Annotated in this window: 13 protein-coding genes; 7 read left to right on the forward strand and 6 right to left on the reverse strand. The window is 69.3% G+C overall.

All coding sequences use genetic code 11. From position 1 onward, the window contains the following. Positions 1 to 103: 103 nt before the first annotated feature. The 4 genes from LNW73_RS03480 to LNW73_RS03495 all read right to left on the reverse strand — a co-directional run bounded on the left by LNW73_RS03480 (position 104) and on the right by LNW73_RS03495 (position 3,731). Positions 104 to 685 carry a hypothetical protein gene (locus LNW73_RS03480; protein ID WP_250988838.1) on the reverse strand — a complete coding sequence of 194 codons (582 nt, stop codon included), beginning with the start codon at positions 683 to 685 and terminating at the stop codon, positions 104 to 106. Further along, on the reverse strand, positions 682 to 2,133 hold the full coding sequence (locus LNW73_RS03485) for a molybdopterin-dependent oxidoreductase (RefSeq protein ID WP_374118029.1): 1,452 nt from the start codon (positions 2,131 to 2,133) through the stop codon (positions 682 to 684). Before LNW73_RS03485 ends, LNW73_RS03480 begins: the two co-directional genes overlap by 4 nt. A 157-nt stretch (positions 2,134 to 2,290) precedes the next feature. Further along, a complete protein-coding gene (locus LNW73_RS03490) occupies positions 2,291 to 3,007 on the reverse strand; it encodes a flavodoxin family protein (RefSeq protein WP_250988840.1) in 717 nt (238 codons plus the stop codon). Positions 3,008 to 3,134: 127 nt separating this feature from the next. Next, entirely contained in the window at positions 3,135 to 3,731 is a 597-nt protein-coding gene (locus LNW73_RS03495) for a CGNR zinc finger domain-containing protein (protein WP_250988841.1), read from the reverse strand. Between the two features lie 109 nt (positions 3,732 to 3,840). Between LNW73_RS03495 and LNW73_RS03500 the strand changes: the two genes are divergently transcribed. Beyond that, positions 3,841 to 4,383 (forward strand): carboxymuconolactone decarboxylase family protein, encoded by a 543-nt coding sequence (locus LNW73_RS03500; protein ID WP_250988842.1) that lies wholly within the window; start codon positions 3,841 to 3,843, stop codon positions 4,381 to 4,383. 387 nt (positions 4,384 to 4,770) lie between these two features. Then, the gene (locus LNW73_RS03505; RefSeq protein ID WP_250988843.1) at positions 4,771 to 5,097 is read left to right on the forward strand and encodes a nuclear transport factor 2 family protein; all 327 of its coding nucleotides are present in this window, start codon (positions 4,771 to 4,773) and stop codon (positions 5,095 to 5,097) included. Between the two features lie 174 nt (positions 5,098 to 5,271). Here LNW73_RS03505 and LNW73_RS03510 read toward each other — a convergent pair whose 3' ends face one another. Further along, a complete protein-coding gene (locus tag LNW73_RS03510) occupies positions 5,272 to 7,014 on the reverse strand; it encodes a hypothetical protein (protein ID WP_250988844.1) in 1,743 nt (580 codons plus the stop codon). 705 nt (positions 7,015 to 7,719) lie between these two features. Here LNW73_RS03510 and LNW73_RS03515 point away from each other — a divergent pair. From LNW73_RS03515 to LNW73_RS03525, 3 genes are all read left to right on the forward strand, one after another. Beyond that, on the forward strand, positions 7,720 to 11,448 hold the full coding sequence (locus LNW73_RS03515) for an nSTAND1 domain-containing NTPase (RefSeq protein WP_250988845.1): 3,729 nt from the start codon (positions 7,720 to 7,722) through the stop codon (positions 11,446 to 11,448). A gap of 278 nt (positions 11,449 to 11,726) precedes the next feature. After that, positions 11,727 to 12,587: a C40 family peptidase gene (locus LNW73_RS03520; protein ID WP_250988846.1), complete on the forward strand. Its 861-nt coding sequence runs from the start codon at positions 11,727 to 11,729 to the stop codon at positions 12,585 to 12,587. 59 nt (positions 12,588 to 12,646) lie between these two features. After that, positions 12,647 to 13,027, forward strand: a complete 381-nt coding sequence (locus LNW73_RS03525; protein WP_250988847.1) for a hypothetical protein — start codon at positions 12,647 to 12,649, stop codon at positions 13,025 to 13,027. A 468-nt stretch (positions 13,028 to 13,495) separates the two neighbouring features. Here LNW73_RS03525 and LNW73_RS03530 read toward each other — a convergent pair whose 3' ends face one another. After that, positions 13,496 to 14,182: an alpha/beta fold hydrolase gene (locus tag LNW73_RS03530; RefSeq protein ID WP_250988848.1), complete on the reverse strand. Its 687-nt coding sequence runs from the start codon at positions 14,180 to 14,182 to the stop codon at positions 13,496 to 13,498. A gap of 236 nt (positions 14,183 to 14,418) precedes the next feature. On the opposite strand from LNW73_RS03530, the gene LNW73_RS03535 reads away from it, so the two are divergent. Both LNW73_RS03535 and LNW73_RS03540 read left to right on the forward strand, forming a co-directional pair. Beyond that, a complete protein-coding gene (locus LNW73_RS03535; protein WP_250988849.1) occupies positions 14,419 to 14,781 on the forward strand; it encodes an ArsR/SmtB family transcription factor in 363 nt (120 codons plus the stop codon). Continuing rightward, complete coding sequence (locus LNW73_RS03540) at positions 14,778 to 15,311, forward strand: SRPBCC family protein (RefSeq protein WP_250988850.1); 534 nt, start codon at positions 14,778 to 14,780, stop codon at positions 15,309 to 15,311. Before LNW73_RS03535 ends, LNW73_RS03540 begins: the two co-directional genes overlap by 4 nt. Positions 15,312 to 15,313 lie beyond the last annotated feature (2 nt).

Genomic DNA, 15,313 nt, shown 5'->3' on the forward strand with positions numbered 1-15,313 from the left:
GACGCACCCCGACCTCCGCCAAGCCGCACCCCGACCCAACATCGGCCGACCGGGAAACGCCGCTCGGGCCGATGCCCACCAAGATCAGTGGAGCAGCGGCTTCTCAGGCGTCATTGTCCGGTGCCTGCTGTTCAGGCGGGGCCTGGTGGCCAGGCCCTGCGGAGGGGGCAGGATCTGACGGTCCACCTGTTCCCTTCGTTCGCGTACGCGGCTGGGGGCGGGGGGTACGGTGGCGCCGCATGGAGGTGATCAGGCAGAGGGCGGAGGCGGCGAAGAGGGCGGCGGTGATGAGCAGCCAGCGGCCGAGGAACACGTCGGAGGGCAGGCTCGTTGCCGCGTGGTAGCCGGGGACCTTGTTGAGGATCAGGGGGTACCAGGTGATCAGCAGGAGCAGAGCGACGAAGGTCGGCACGCGCAGGTAGTTGATCCACGTCGTCGGGGGCCGGTCGTGTTTCCCGGCACCGCCGCGGGAGCCGACGAGGGCTTGGGCTGCGCGGTCGGTGAGGGTGTAGAGCGGGAGCAGCACCAGGTCATGGATGAGGGCCGCGCCCACGAACCAGATCGCGATGCGGAGCGTGTCGCCTTTGAGGAGCCGGGTCCCGGCGTACGCGGTGAGGGCGAAGGAGCACAGGACGAGCAGCAGGTGCAGGGGGGAGGCGCCGTAGCGGGCGCGGAGGCTTTTCACAGCGTGCCTCCGAAAGTGAGTCGGGTGACCCATTTGGTGTTGTGCACACCGGGGTTGGCGGGGACGATGATGCGGGCGGGGTAGCCGTGGTCCGGGGTGAGGTCCGCTCCGTTGACCCGCAGTGCCAGCAGCGAGCGGGAGTCGCGGACCTGGTTGTCCCGCAGCACCGTCGAGCGGAACGCGCCGCCGCGCTGCACGGATTCCACCGCGACGCCCGGCGGGCTCGTGTGCAGGCCTACAAGGGCGGCCAGGTCGGCAAGCCGCACGCCGGACCAGTCCTGGTCGTCGGTGGACCATCCCTCCACACACGCGATCGGCAGCGAGGCTCCGTGCTGCGGCAACGCCAGGACCTGGGCCCGGGTGAGGACGATCTGACGGGTGCCGGCGCGCACGGTCAGTCGCCACTCCGGCCCGATGTCACGGGCCCGGATGCCGACGTAGGCCGCCGTCTTGTTGATCTGGAACCCGCCAGGGCCCCAGCCGGGGTTGGGGCCGCCGTGTGGGGCGAGCAGTGCGGTGCGGCGCCAGGGTCCGCCGATGCTCTGCCCGGCCGTGACGACCAGCAGGGCCGCGGATCCCAGACCCACCATGCCCAGCGCGCCGCGTCGCGACATCGTCGGCGGGGCCGGCCGCGGTGAGACCAGACCCGTCTCGTCCGCGGGTTCGGGCTCGGTCCGCTCCAGCGGGGTGCGCAACTCGGTGCGCAGCCGACGGCTGCGCAGGGCGCGGACCATGGTCGGAAGGCGGAAGGCGATGTGGACGACGAACGCGCCGATGAACACCCATGCTCCGTAGAAGTGCAGGGTGTAGAAGGAGCCCGGGAAGATGTAGTGCAGCTGGATGTTGAGAACGCCCGTGATGAACTCGAACAGCGCGCCGCCCACCAGGAGCAGCAGCGACAATCGCTCCAGCGCATGACTGACCGAGCGCACCGGCGGCCAGGAGAACAGCTTCGGGATCACCGACCACAACTTGGCCAGCAGGATCGGGATCAGCACCACCCCCAGCGTGACGTGCACGCCTTGCAGGAGGCGGTAGAGCCAGTACGGGTGGGTGGGCCAGGAGAACAGGTAGAACCCCAGGATGCCCTTGTCCGGGGTCTGGTCATTGACCGGAGACAAGTCCGGGTTGTACGCGGCGTAGGACAGCAGCCCGGTCACGAACAACACCGAGATACCCACGAGCAGAATCAGCCCGAACACCGATGTCAGCCACGGACCGCGCAACGGGCTGCGCCAGAACCCCGGCCGGGCAGGACCCGGCGGCGGGCCGGCCGCGAGCAGCGCCCGCAATCGGCCGGGCTGCTCGGGCGTCGGCTCCGGGGCGTCGGCGGGAGTAGGGGCGAGGGCTTCGCCATCGTGCCGGCTGACAGGCTCGGATGAGGTGGGTTCAGCAGCCGACTGCTCAGAAGCACCGTCTCCAGATGTGCTTGATCCGCTCCCCGGCATCTGTGGACCCTGAGGAAGCTGCGCTTCCGGCTCATCGTCCATCGCCGCCCCTTCCGAATCGCTCAGGTCATCCACGTCCGCGCCCGGTGGGCCGCGAAGTGCGCAGGCCCGGAAGTGACCGCTTCTCCCCGGAGGCTGATCTCACATCCCGCTTCGGTCAGCGGTGTTCGGGGTTCTCGAAGTCGAAGCGGCAGCCCGCGTCCCACTCGGAGCGCTGGTTTCCGTGTGTGGGAATACCGCCCGCGTCCTTGAGCATCCGCGCCAGGTGCAGGAGGTTCCACGTCATGAACGTGGTGTTGCGGTTGGTGAACTCGTTGGCCGGGCCGCCCGATCCCTCGTCCAGGTAGGACGGGCCGGGGCCGGCCTCGCCGATCCACCCGGCGTCCGCCTGCGGCGGGATCGTGTAACCGAGGTGCTGCAGGCTGTAGAGGACGTTCATCGCACAGTGCTTGACGCCGTCCTCATTGCCGGTGATCAGACAGCCGCCCACCCGGCCGTAGTACGCGTACTGTCCCACCTCGTTCAGCAGCGACGAGCAGGCGTACAGCCGCTCGATGACCTGCTTCATCACCGAGGAGTTGTCCCCCAGCCAGATCGGCCCGGCCAGCACGAGGATGTCCGCGGCCATCACCTGGCTGTACAGGACCGGCCACTCGTCGCTCTCCCAGCCGTGTTCGGTCATATCGGGCCAGACACCGGTGGCGATGTCGTGGTCGACAGCGCGGACGACGTCGACCGCGACGCCCTGTCGCTCCAGGATGCCGCGGCTGACGTCGATCAGACCCTCGGTGTTGCTGCGCTCGGGGGAGCGCTTGAGCGTGCAGTTGATGACCAGGGCTCGCAGATCGGAGTAGGACGGCGCAGTGTCCGGCATACGTGTGCCTTCCGCTCTCGGATGGGCAGCGTTCAGAACCACTCCACCAGGCAGAACCCTCCTACGCCAAGCACGGATAGGCCGGACGCGTGAGAGAACCCGTATCTGCGGGCGGATCGCCTGCGGCTCATCGGGCCGCCTTCGTCCGCTCGTAGTGGCGGGCCGCGCGGGCCCTGGTCCCGCATCCGGCTGAACACCACTCGCGACGGGGGTGGTCCTTGACGAAATACAGGACACATCCGGGCGCCTGGCACGCCCGCAGGTCGCCGATCCGGTCACCGCCGAAGAGATCCACTGCTCGCTGCGCGATCTCAGCCAGCCCGGCCACAACGGACGTCGTCGCACTGCGGGCACGAACGGACGGGCCATCGGCCCATGAGAGTTCCCGCCATCGAGCAGCCGCACGGACCTGCCGGTTGATCACCTCCACCGCTTGGCGCGGGGGTGTCCCGCCGCGGACCGCCGCCTCCGCGAGAACACGGATCGCGTCGCGCAGGGCCCGCGTGGCGCGCAGCTCTTCGGAGCCGGCGGCCAGCAGGTCCGCGTCCGCGCACTGCTCCGCGAACCGTCCCCGGTTGTCCCGGAACCATGCCGCGACGTGCTCGACGGTCTGCAGCCCGTCGACCAGGCGCCCCCTGACCGCATAGGTGGCATTGGCCAGCTCGATGGGCAGCGGCTCCCCCAGCGCGGGCGCACCGCCTCCAGCCAAGTCCTCAATCTTCATAACCTCACGGTAACACTGGCTTGTATCCGTGAGAAATGTATGACTACTGTTCTCACGGTTGATCGAAGCATCAACCGTGAGAACTGTTGCCGTTCCGCTGGAGGAAACCATGTCCCGACTCCCGATCATCGAGCCCGCCCACGCCCAGGGCGCAGCCGCCGACCTGCTGGCCACGGTCCAGAAGACGCTCGGCGTCACGCCGAACATGACCAAGGCCATGGCCAACAGCCCCGCCGTCCTCAAGGGCTACCTGGAGTTCTCGGGCGCCCTCGCCACCGGCGAACTCCCCGCAACGGTCCGCGAGAGCATCGCGCTCGCCGTGGCCCAGGAGAACGCCTGCGACTACTGCCTCTCGGCCCACACCTACATCGCCACCAACCTCGCGGGGCTCACCACGGAGCAGGCGGAATCAGCGCGCAGAGCACAGTCCGCCGACCCCAGGTGCGACGCCGCCCTCAAGCTCGCCACCACCCTCGTGCGAACCCGCGGGGATGTGACCGACACCGACCTCAAGACCGCCCGCGAAGCCGGTCTGAGCGACGGCGATATCGCCGAGGTCATCGCGCACGTGGCTCTCAACATCCTCACCAACTACTTCAACAAGGCAGCCGCTGTCGACATCGACTGGCCGCAGGTCAGTCACCTCTACTGACCTACGTCGCCATCCACCGGAGCGGGAAGAGTGGGAGCCCACTTCTGGCGACCGCCAGGAGGAGTCCTCCGTTCAAGAACGCCGTGACGTTCCTGACCTCCCGCACCGAAGTGGACGCCGCCCGGATCGCGGCGGTCGCCGCCCCCGGCGCTCGTTGCAGAGGAACGCCAGCCGGATCAGGTCACGGAGCCCAAGTGGTCGGCTTGGGAAGCCCTCCGGGGGTGTCTGTGTGGTCAGGTCGAGTGGGCGGGTGGCGAAGCGGTGCAGACCGCACGGTGGCTGCGGGCAGATGCCGGACGGGAGGTCGTGCGAGGTGGGAATGAGCCGATCGGCAGGTGGTCCCGGTCTTCCCTGGACGAGCGAGGGAACACTCTGCATGATCAACTGATGACCACCCCAGAGACCATCGTCGAACGCCAGCTCACCGCCTACAACAGCCATGACCTCGAAGCCTTCGCGGCGACGTACGCCCCCGACGTCCGCATCAACCGCCGCAGCGGCGACCACCTGCTCGGGCGCGACGCCGTGCGGGAGGCGTACGCCGACATGTTCGCCAAGGGCCGCTGCCGGGCCGAGATCGTCGGCCGACTCACCGAGGGCGACTGGGTGGTGGACCACGAGATCGCCCACGGCATCACGGACGACCCGCTCCGCGTGCTGGTCGCCTACCGGGTCCGCGACGGCCTGATCGACCACGTCGACTTCCTCGGCTGACCACCGGACCTCCCTGACCGAACGAACCGTCAGAGGGTTCGGTACCGCTTGGGGGAGCAAGGGCGGTATTCGGGGCTTCAGGGCACGTGCCGGACGGTCGTCCACGGTGCGGGAGTCGGGTTTCCGTCCTCCGGGCTTGAGCACGGAAACCCGACGTGGCAGCAGCTTCCGCTGTTACAGGGGCAGGCGGTAGACGCTACCGCCGTGGAGGCCGGCGTACAGGGAGGGCTCCTGGGGGTCGACTGCGAGGGCGCGTACGTCCAGGTTCGGCAGGTTGCCGGTGACGCTGTGCCAGGTGCTGCCGTTGTCCAGGGAGCGCAGGACGCCTCGACCTGCTGCGATCTCCGTTCCCGGGTACCAGACGCTGGCGGTGGCCGCGAACAGGGTCTCGTTGTGCTGGGCGAGCGCGACAACGCGGATGGGGCGTCCGTCGCCCTCGATGACGGAGGGGGTGAAGGTGGCGCCGTCGTCGTCGCTGTGGCGGATGGTGTCGCCCCCGATGAGCAGGCGGCTGCCGGCGACGAGGACCGTGGTGGCTTCGTGCGGGGTCGCGAGTTCAGCGGTCTCGCCGAAATCGCTGGAGCGGTAGAGGCCGTTGGTGTGGGAGGCCATCCAGATGCGGTCGCCGTTGGCCGGGTCCGCTGCGAAGTCGAGGTAGAAGCGGCCGTGATCGTGCTCCGTCCAGGAGTCACCGGCATCGGACGTCGTACGCACCCCGAGGACCTCTTGGCCGCTGCCGGAATCCAGCCGGCCGAAGGCGTGCAGGACGCGGTCCGGGTTCTGGGGGTCGATGTGGACGGCGAAGATGGCGTCCGGCCACGAGCCCTGCTCCTGCCACGTTTTGCCCGCGTCCCGGCTGCGGTCGGTGGCGCAGCTCAGGTTGACCCTTCGGGTCCTCCACACCAGCGACGGATCTGCTCCCCACGTGCGGATGTCGACGATATGGTTCCCGCTGATGAACAGCCCGTCCGGTGCTTCCCAGTTGGGGCTGGTGATGGGCAGGGGCGTGCGGAGGATGCCCGTCTCGGTGCCGGCCAGGATCGCCTCGTCGGAAACAGCCAGCGTGGTGACCGCGGCCGCGGGGACGCCCACCCGGGTATAGCTGGACCAGTCGCTCGTGCGGTAGAGGCCATGGACACGGTCCGCGGCAAGCCACCGGCCCTCGGGCAGCCGGCAGAACGCGGATACCGTGTCCGCCGGCGGGCGGACCTCCCGGAACCGCCCGTTGCCGGTGTACAGCCGTGCGCCGCCGATCGCCTGGTGCAGAACCTCAGCAGGGCCTGTCCCGGATTCGCTGACCGCGACGGTTCCCCCGGAGAGGTCCTGGATCGGATCGCCCCAGGTGTCGCCGGCGTCTGTGCTGATGACCAGTCTGCTCACGTTGTCCAGAACAACCGCCGCGATCGTGTCACCGGCCGCATCCCAGGAGACAAGGAGTCCAGCTTCCGGGGCGAAGACGACCTTCGGAGGCTGCGGCTCACCGACCGCATCGCGGACGGCGCAGAGAACCCCTTCCTGCTGAGGCTGGAAGATGAGGTCGTCCCCCACGAAGGCGAGCTTGGCGATGTCACGGTCGCCGGCGAGGTCTTCGGAGCGCCAGGTGTCACCGCCGTCCCGGCTGACCCAAGCAGCACCGCCGTGCGTGACCGCCACGAGGAACTTCCCGTTGCGATGTGCGGAGATCGACTGGAAGGACTCGCCCGCCGGCAGTCCGGTCTTCAGCAACTCCCAGGACGAGCCCTTGTCATCGGTACGGAAGACGCTGCTCTCGTGTGCCCCGGACAGGGCTTCGGTGGACAGCCACCACCGTCCCGGCTCCGCGTGGCTGCCGGCGAGGCAGCTCGCCACCGGGTAGCGGGTGGGCGGCTTGACGGCCTGCCAGGTGCTCCCGCCGTCCTCACTCCAGAAACCGCCCACCGTGGCGGGAGAGGAGACCAGAACCGTGGAGGCACCCCCGGGCCCGGAAATGCACTCGACTGTCGCAGCCGACAGATAGGGACCGGCAGCCTTCCACAGTTGGTTCTGCGTAGCCGCACTCGCAGACATCACTTCTCCCTGCCTTGTTGGCCAAGAGGACCCCGGGGCGCCGAAGACCCACAGCCGAAAGTAGCCAGCTGAACTCCCTACGTAGTCCAATTCCGATTTTCCGGCCACCCCGATCGCACAAAATGCCCTGAAGACGCGGGCGTTGCACCGGTCTCGGCCGGGACGACGACCAAGGTCCCGGGCTGCACCAGGAGGCGATCCCATGACGCTCCGCAACCAAATCCCAACCAGCCGGGTGACTTGTGCGAGCGACCATCCGGGGAAGCGAGTCGTTTCCAGGCTCGCGGAGCTCTCAGAGTTGTCCATTCCTGCGAGTGGTGCGGCCGGCGTAGGACTTCGAGGCTGTGGCTGCCGGCAGGGGCGGTCATCACCAAGCGGGTCTGCTGGCGGTCCGGGGTGCGCAGTGTCTGCCGGCTGCCCGGAGAAACCGGGTGCACCCGAGGCCGCGCCGCGCCGAGGGGGCCTTGCGTCGCGGGATGCCAGTGGGGCTCCGACCGGCTTGCTCCCCGGTACTGAGAATGGCAGGATGCGCTCAGCCCTGGCTCCCCGGGCGGCCGATGCGGAATGGTGCGCCCCGTGGCTACGGAAGATGAGACGGCGGGCGGGTTCGCCGCCGAACTGCGGCGCCTGCGGGGACTGCAGGGCATGTCGCTGACAGGGCTGGCGCGGTCGATCCACTACAGCAAGGGCTACCTCAGCAAGATCGAGACCGGCGGCAAGCCACCCACCCTCGACATCGCCCGACGCTGCGACGACGTGCTGAAGGCGGACGGCGCGCTCGTGCGGCTGGTCCAGTCGCACGAACACGCACCCACCGCTCAGGACAGTGACACGGACGAGGCCTGCCCCTATCGGGGGCTCGCCGCGTTCGGACCGCAGGACGCCGAGTGGTTCTTCGGCCGCGAGGCGGCGACGGCCGAGCTGGTCGGGCAGTTGGCCGAACGGATCGGCGACGGCCCCCTCGCTGTGGTCGCACCCTCCGGCGCGGGGAAGTCCTCGCTCCTGCGGGCAGGTCTCCTGCCCGCACTGCGGCACGGTGCGCTGCCGACCGTCGGATCGGACTCCTGGCCGGTGGTGGTGTGCACACCTACGGAGCATCCGCTGAAGGAACTTCTGCGGTGTGTGGACGCCGCGTTGGGGACCACCGCCGCCGAAATCGCTCCCGAGGAAGTGGCCGCCCTGCCACGGATGCTCCTCGACGCGGTGCGGGGAGCGCCCGACCGCCCCGGACTGGTGCTGCTGATCGACCAGTTCGAGGAGGTGTTCACCCTGTGCTCGGACGACGCGGAGCGACGGGACTACATCTCCGTGCTGAGCGGGCTGTCCAGGGCCGCGGAGCTTCCCGTGGTCGTCGTCCTCGGCATGCGCGCCGACTTCTGCGGCCACTGCCTCGACCATCCGGAGCTGGTGGAGGTCTTCACGCACGGCCTGTTCGCACTCGGCACGATGACCGCTGCCGAGCTCCGCGAGTCGATCGTCCGGCCTGCCGAACGGGCCGGTCTGACCGTCGAGCCAGGCCTTGTGGAACTGCTGCTGAGCGACCTCGGCACCCGGTCCGGGATGGGTGCCGGGTCGCTGCCGCTGCTCGCCCACGCCTTGTACGTCACGTGGCGTGAGCGGACCAGCCGTACCCTGACCGTCGCCGGCTACCTGGCGACCGGCGGTATCCACGGGGCGGTCGCTCGCACCGCCGAGTCCGTGTTCACGCGGCTCGGCTCAACGGAACAGGTCATGGCCCGACACCTCCTGCTGCGCCTCGTGCAGGTCGGCGACGCCGGTGCCGAGACTCGCCGTCCAGCTGAACGCAAGCTCCTGATACCGCAGTTGCCCGATCCTGCCTCCGGCGCTCTGGCACTCGACGCGCTCATACGCGCGCGGCTGGTCACCGCGCACAGCGCCACCGTCGAGATCACCCACGAGGCCCTGCTGCACGCCTGGCCCAGGCTGCGCGGCTGGATCGACGCCGACCGGGCGGGCCTGGTGATGCGGCAGCAACTCGGCGTGGCAGCCGCCGAGTGGGCCGGTGCCGCGCACGACCCGAGCCTGCTGTACCGGGGGGCCAGGCTCGCCGCCGCAGTCGATTGGGTGGAGCAGTCGGCCGGACGGGCCGAACCGGGCCCGGACGAGGCCTCGTTCCTGGCCGCGAGCCAAACCGAGGAACGGCGCAGGAAGCTGATCGCGCTGCGGCAGATCCGCGTCCGGCGCGCCCTGCTGGTCACCCTCGCAGCACTCCTCGCGGTGGCGCTCGTGGCGGGTGCACTCGCCTTCCAGCAACGTTCACAGGCGGTCGCGCAGCGCCAGGTGGCGCAGTCGCAGGCCATGGCCGTGCGGTCCGCCTCGCTCGCGAGCGGGCAGCCGGAGGCATCCATGCTCCTTGCTGCCGAGGCGTACCGGACCGCGCCGACCACCGAGGCGCGGGGCGCCCTGCTGAGCACCCAGGCCCAGTACTTCGACGGGCGGCTCTCGGGGCACTCGGGCCCGGTCAACGCAGTGGCGTTCAGCCCCGATGGGCACACCCTCGCCTCAGCGAGTTCGGACGGCACGGTACGCCTGTGGGACGTGGCCCGGCGCCGGGAGATCGCCACACTGTCCGGGCACACCCGTCCGGTTGTGTCGGTGGCCTTCGCCCCCGATGGGCACACCCTCGCCTCCGCGAGTTCGGACGGCACGGTACGGCTGTGGGACGCGGTGCGCCACCGCGCGCTCAACACGCTGACCGGGCACAGCGGTCCGGTGCGGTCGGTCGCCTTCAGCCCGGACGGACACACGCTCGCCTCGGGCGGCGCTGACCGCACCGTCAGGCTCTGGGACCTGCCGGGTGGCAGCCCGCGGGCCGTGCTCACCGGCCACAGCGACGAGGTGAAGGGCGTCGCGTTCAGCCCCGACGGGACGGCCGTCGCCTCCGCAGGCGCCGACCACACGGTGCGCCTGTGGGAGTCGTCCGACGGCACCCCACGCGCCACCCTCACCGGCCACACCGATGCCGTGCTCGCAGTGGCGTTCAGGCCGGACGGGCACATCCTCGCGTCGGGCGGTGCGGACCGTACCGTCAGGCTCTGGGACCTGCCGGGCGGTAGCCAACAAGCCGTGCTCACCGGCCACAGCGACGATGTGAACGCGGTGGGGTTCACCCGAGAGGGCAACACCCTCATCAGCACCAGCGGGGACGGCACGGCCAAACTGTGGGACACCGCGAGCCGCCGCCTGACCACCACGCTGTCGGGCCACACCGACTACGTCCAGGCGGTCGCCGCCGGACCGGACGGCCGACTGGCCACCGCAGGATTCGACCAGTCAATCGTGCTGTGGGACCTGCACCGGTCCGTGCTCGCCAGCCGCCCGTTCGCCGAGACCTGGCAGTCCGCGTTCTCCCCGGACGGGCGGTTGCTGGCATCGGCGGGCGCGGACCACACCGTACGACTGTGGGACGTCGCCCACCGCACACTCGAAGCCACCCTCAACGGACACGACGGAGCAGTATTCGGCGTCGCCTTCTCACCGGACGGACGACTACTGGCATCGGCAGGCGCCGACCACACCGTACGACTGTGGGACGTCGCCCACCGCACACTCGAAGCCACCCTCAACGGACACGACGGAGCAGTATTCGGCGTCGCCTTCTCACCGGACGGACGACTGCTGGCATCGGCAGGCGCCGACCACACCGTGAAGTTGTGGGACGTCCCCCGCCGCGCTCTGCGGACCACCCTCACCGGCCATACCGACTTCGTGAACGCCGTCGCCTTCAGCCCGGACGGCCGCACCCTGGCGACCGGGAGCGACGACCTGACGGTGCGGCTGTGGGACGCCGTCGAGGGGCGGAGCCGCGCCGTCCTCACCGGGCACACCGGCTCGGTTCGCGGTGTCGCCTTCGCCCCGGACGGCCGGACGCTGGCCAGCTGCGGCAACGACGGCACCGTACGCCTGTGGGATCCGGTGCGCGGGGCGCTCCGCAACTCCCTTCGCGGACACACCGGTTCGGTACGTTCCGTCGCATTCTCCCCCGACGGAGAACTCCTCGCCAGCAGTGGCAGCGACCAGACCGTACGCCTGTGGGATCCCGCTACCGGACAGCCGTACGCCACCTTGAGCGGGCACACCGGCGCCGTGTGGAGCGTCGCCTTCGACCCCCGCGACCCGGGATCGCTCGTGAGCAGCAGCCTCGACGGAACCGTGCGGCTGTGGGTGACGGACACCCGGAAGCGGAATGACGAAGTGTGCCGGATGACCGGGGACATCGGCGGCGAGCGCTGGGCGAAGCTCCTTCCCGACCTGCCCTACCGGAGGGTCTGCGACCCGACCTGACTCGCCCGCCCACCTCACTGTTTCCCTGCCCGTTTCCCGTTTCCCACGCCACAGGAAACACCTGGACCCTCGACAACGCCCCGTTGCGCACCACAGTCTCGGATCACCGCGACCGGCACCCAGTGCCCACGCGGAATCCCATCGACCGTACGACGCACACCGAACGGGGACTGTCGATGCCACGCACCACCTCACGACCATCCGGGGCAGGACCACCCTCGGGACCGCCCGCCGCGCAACCGCTCGCCCGGAGACTGACCAACTCCGGAGCAAGGGCCTTGCGACGGGCCGGCTCGGCCCTGAGAACGGCCACCGTCGCCGTCGTCGCTCTGACGGCATGCGCGGTCGGTCCGCTGACACAGGCCGCTCAAGCCGCACCGTCCGCCGGCCCCGCCTGCGGCGTGCTCGCACAGGGCGCCTCCGCGGTCGCCCAGAGCGCGATACAGGCGGCCTGCGGGCAGATCGGCGTCTGGTACACCTGGGCCGGGGGCCACGGTCCCCAGCCGGGAGCCACCTACGGGCAGGTCGACCCCTCCGATCCGGAGCGCAGCGCACACGACCCCGAGCGGCTGGGGTTCGACTGCTCAGGGCTCGTCCGGTACGCGTACGCCAAGGCGACCGGGCAGGACATCCTGAGCGGCAGCGCCAACACCCAGTACCACACCTCGCACGCTTCAGCACGGTTCACCGCCGACCAGGGCACGGGACCGCTGCTCCCCGGAGACCTGCTGGTCTGGGGCGGCGAGAACAGCATCCACCACATAGCGATCTACCTGGGCGCCGGAAAGATGGTCGAGGCGCAGCAGTCCGACACCCGCATCATGGTCAGCGACGTACGGCTCAACGGCGAATACCACGGTGCGGTGCGCATCGACGGCGGCCCGGCCCAGGGCGGCGACTTCTCCACCTGGAGCACAGGGGTGTGGACCCACACCCAACCGTCCACGACCAGCCCCCGGGTTCACCAGTTCGCCGGCCCGACCTCGGTCCGCATCGGCTGCCAGAAGCACGCCCAGCCGGTGACCGCTGAGGGCACCACCAACGACGCCTGGTCCTACCTGCCCGACTACGAGGCGTGGATCACCAATATCTACATCAAGGGCCCGGCCTGGCTGCCCGGTGTGCCCACCTGCCCCTGACCCGGGCCGTCACTCACGGCTCCGATCATCAAGCACCTGACATCACATAGGAGTTCACCATGAACATGCGCAAGAAGCTCGCCGCCCAGGTCGCCGCGACCACTCTGCTGGCCGGTCTGGTCACGGTCGGCATGGGTGCGACCTCCGCCCAGGCGTCCGGCTCCACGGTCCACGGCTGCGCGTCCGGCAACGTGTGCATCTACCCGCAGGACGCAGGCTGGAACAACGACCAGCCGTCCTACCAGTTCGCGAGCCGCGGGGCCCACAACCTCTCCGGCCAGGAGGGCTACCACTACGTGTTCAACAACCAGACGGAAGGCTGGACCGCGCACCTCATGACGGGCTATAACGGCACCGGAACGAACGCCTTGACGATCTCCCAGGACTGGGCCGCGAACTGGAACCTCTCGCCGATCAACTCGATCACGCTCCAGCCGTAGGCGCACACCGCCCAGCCGGGGCCGGGCCTCCCCTGGGAGGTCCGGCCCTGGCGCCGCCCCCGCCCGCCGCACGGCCCTGGCGCAACCGTCGGTATCCTGTGGTGGAATGCGGCGCGCGGCGACAACTTCACCACCGGCAACTACGCCGAAGAGCAGAGCGCGCGTCTCGCCGGTTACAGCTACGCCGGGATCTCGACATACATCTGCCCGTACCGGGCGAGCGGCACCTTGCCGCCGTACCAGTTCTGGAGCAACGCCCGGCAGGACAACTTCGTCACGGCCACCCAGGCGGGCATCTACGCGGCTCGCCGTCGCTGAACTCCACCAAGCGCTGGACGACGTCGGCCTCCCGCAGATCGTGGTCACCACCCGGCTGATCGGCGATCAGAAAGAAGCCGAGGACAGCGGATTCACCGGGTCCCCGACCGCATACCGCGCGGGGAACATCACGCCGCTTCGGCGCCGGCTCTATGCCTCGAGGGTCTTCGCGGCGTCGCGGATGACGTCGAGGACGAAATCGGGGTGCGAGAGCATGGGCACGTGGCTGCTGTCGACGGCGTAGGTCTTCGCGCCGATGCGCTCGGCGGCGGCCCGCTCCAGGTCCGGGTTCACGGTGCGATCGTTGTTCGCGACGATGTACCAACTCGGCTTCGTACGCCAGGCGGTGCCGGGAACCTGCTGGTTGAACAGATCCGGGACGGGCACGGCGCCCGTCGCGAGGACGAGCTTCTGCTCGGCCGCCGGCAGATCGCCGCAGAAGTCGCCGACACCCGACTCGAGGAGCCAGATGCGGCCGTCGGCGATGTCGATGTGCTCGAAGACGGGCGTGCTGGCGAACTTGTCCTGTTGGTCCTGCGAGGTCTCGTCCTCGTCGGGGGCGAGCGCGGCGATGTAGACCAGAGCGCCCACGCGGTCGTGAATGCCGGCCTTGGTGATCAGGGTGCCGCCGTAGGAGTGACCGACGAGCACGACCGGGCCGTGCACGTGGTTGATGGCGCGGGTCACACACGCGACGTCGCCCTCAAGTGAATCGAGGCCGTGCTGCGAGCTGAAGACCTCGTGCCCTTCCGCCTGGAGCGTGGGAATGAGCTTGGTGAAGCACGACCCGTCGGCCCAGAGTCCGTGGGCGAAGACGATGCTCGCCTTGCTGGCCATGATTTCCTCTTTCCCAGACACCAAGCCACAATGGCAAAACTACAATGCGTATACACTCTATTACTCTTCGCACACAGCCGCGACCGCCCCTCGGTCCGAGACCATTCGGCAATCCCGCCCCCTCCCCCGCCCTCGCCGCGCTCGGACGGCACGCCGCTATTCAACCGATTGGTTGACGAGCCCGGACTCCGGCTCTATGGTTATTTAACCAATTGGTTGAGTACAAGGGGTGCTAGGTGACCGACGACCGGCTGTCGCTGGTGTTCTCCGCACTGGCCGACCCCACGCGGCGCGACATCGTGGCCCGGCTCGCCGCCGGGGACGCCACGGTCAACGAGCTGGCCGAGCCGTACGACGTCACGGTGCAGGCCGTGTCCAAGCACATCAAGGTTCTGGAGGACGCAGGTCTGGTCAGTCGCAGCAGAGACGCCCAGCGGCGCCCCTGCCACCTCGAGACAAAGGTCTTCGACCTGATGACGAAGTGGATCGAGCGCTATCGGCGCGAGGCGGAGGACCGTTTCCGCCGACTCGACGCCCTTCTCGAACAGATGGGCGAGCAGCCGGCGACGGGCACCCCGACGAAAGAGGCGGCATCATGAGCACCACCGACACGCACCACGGCAACGAGACGCGGATCGTGGCCGACCCGGATCTGCCCACCATCCTGATCATCCGAGAGTTCGACGCGCCGCCGGATCGTGTGTTCCGGGCGTACACCGACCCCGATCTGGTCGTCCAGTGGCTCGGCCCTCGCCGGCTCACGATGCGGATCGACCAGTACGACGCGCGCAGCGGTGGCTCCTATCGCTATGTGCATCGCGCCGACGACGGAACCGAGTACGGCTTCCACGGTGTGTTCCACGAGGTGCGCCCCAACGAACGCATCGTGCAGACCTTCACCTACGAGGGCTTCCCGGACGGCGTCAGCCTGGAGACGGCCGTCTTCGAGGACCTCGGTGGCCGCACCCTGGTCACCGGCAAATCGCTCATGGACTCCATCGAAGCCCGCGATTCGATGCTCAAGAGCGGCATGGATCACGGCGTCCGCGAAGGCCACGAGCGACTTGACGAGCTGCTCGGCGGCCAACCGAGCAACGGCGTCGACCGAGACACCGAGACGGGATCTTGATC

Source organism: Streptomyces sp. RKAG337, from assembly GCF_023701715.1.
Lineage (GTDB): Bacteria > Actinomycetota > Actinomycetes > Streptomycetales > Streptomycetaceae > Actinacidiphila.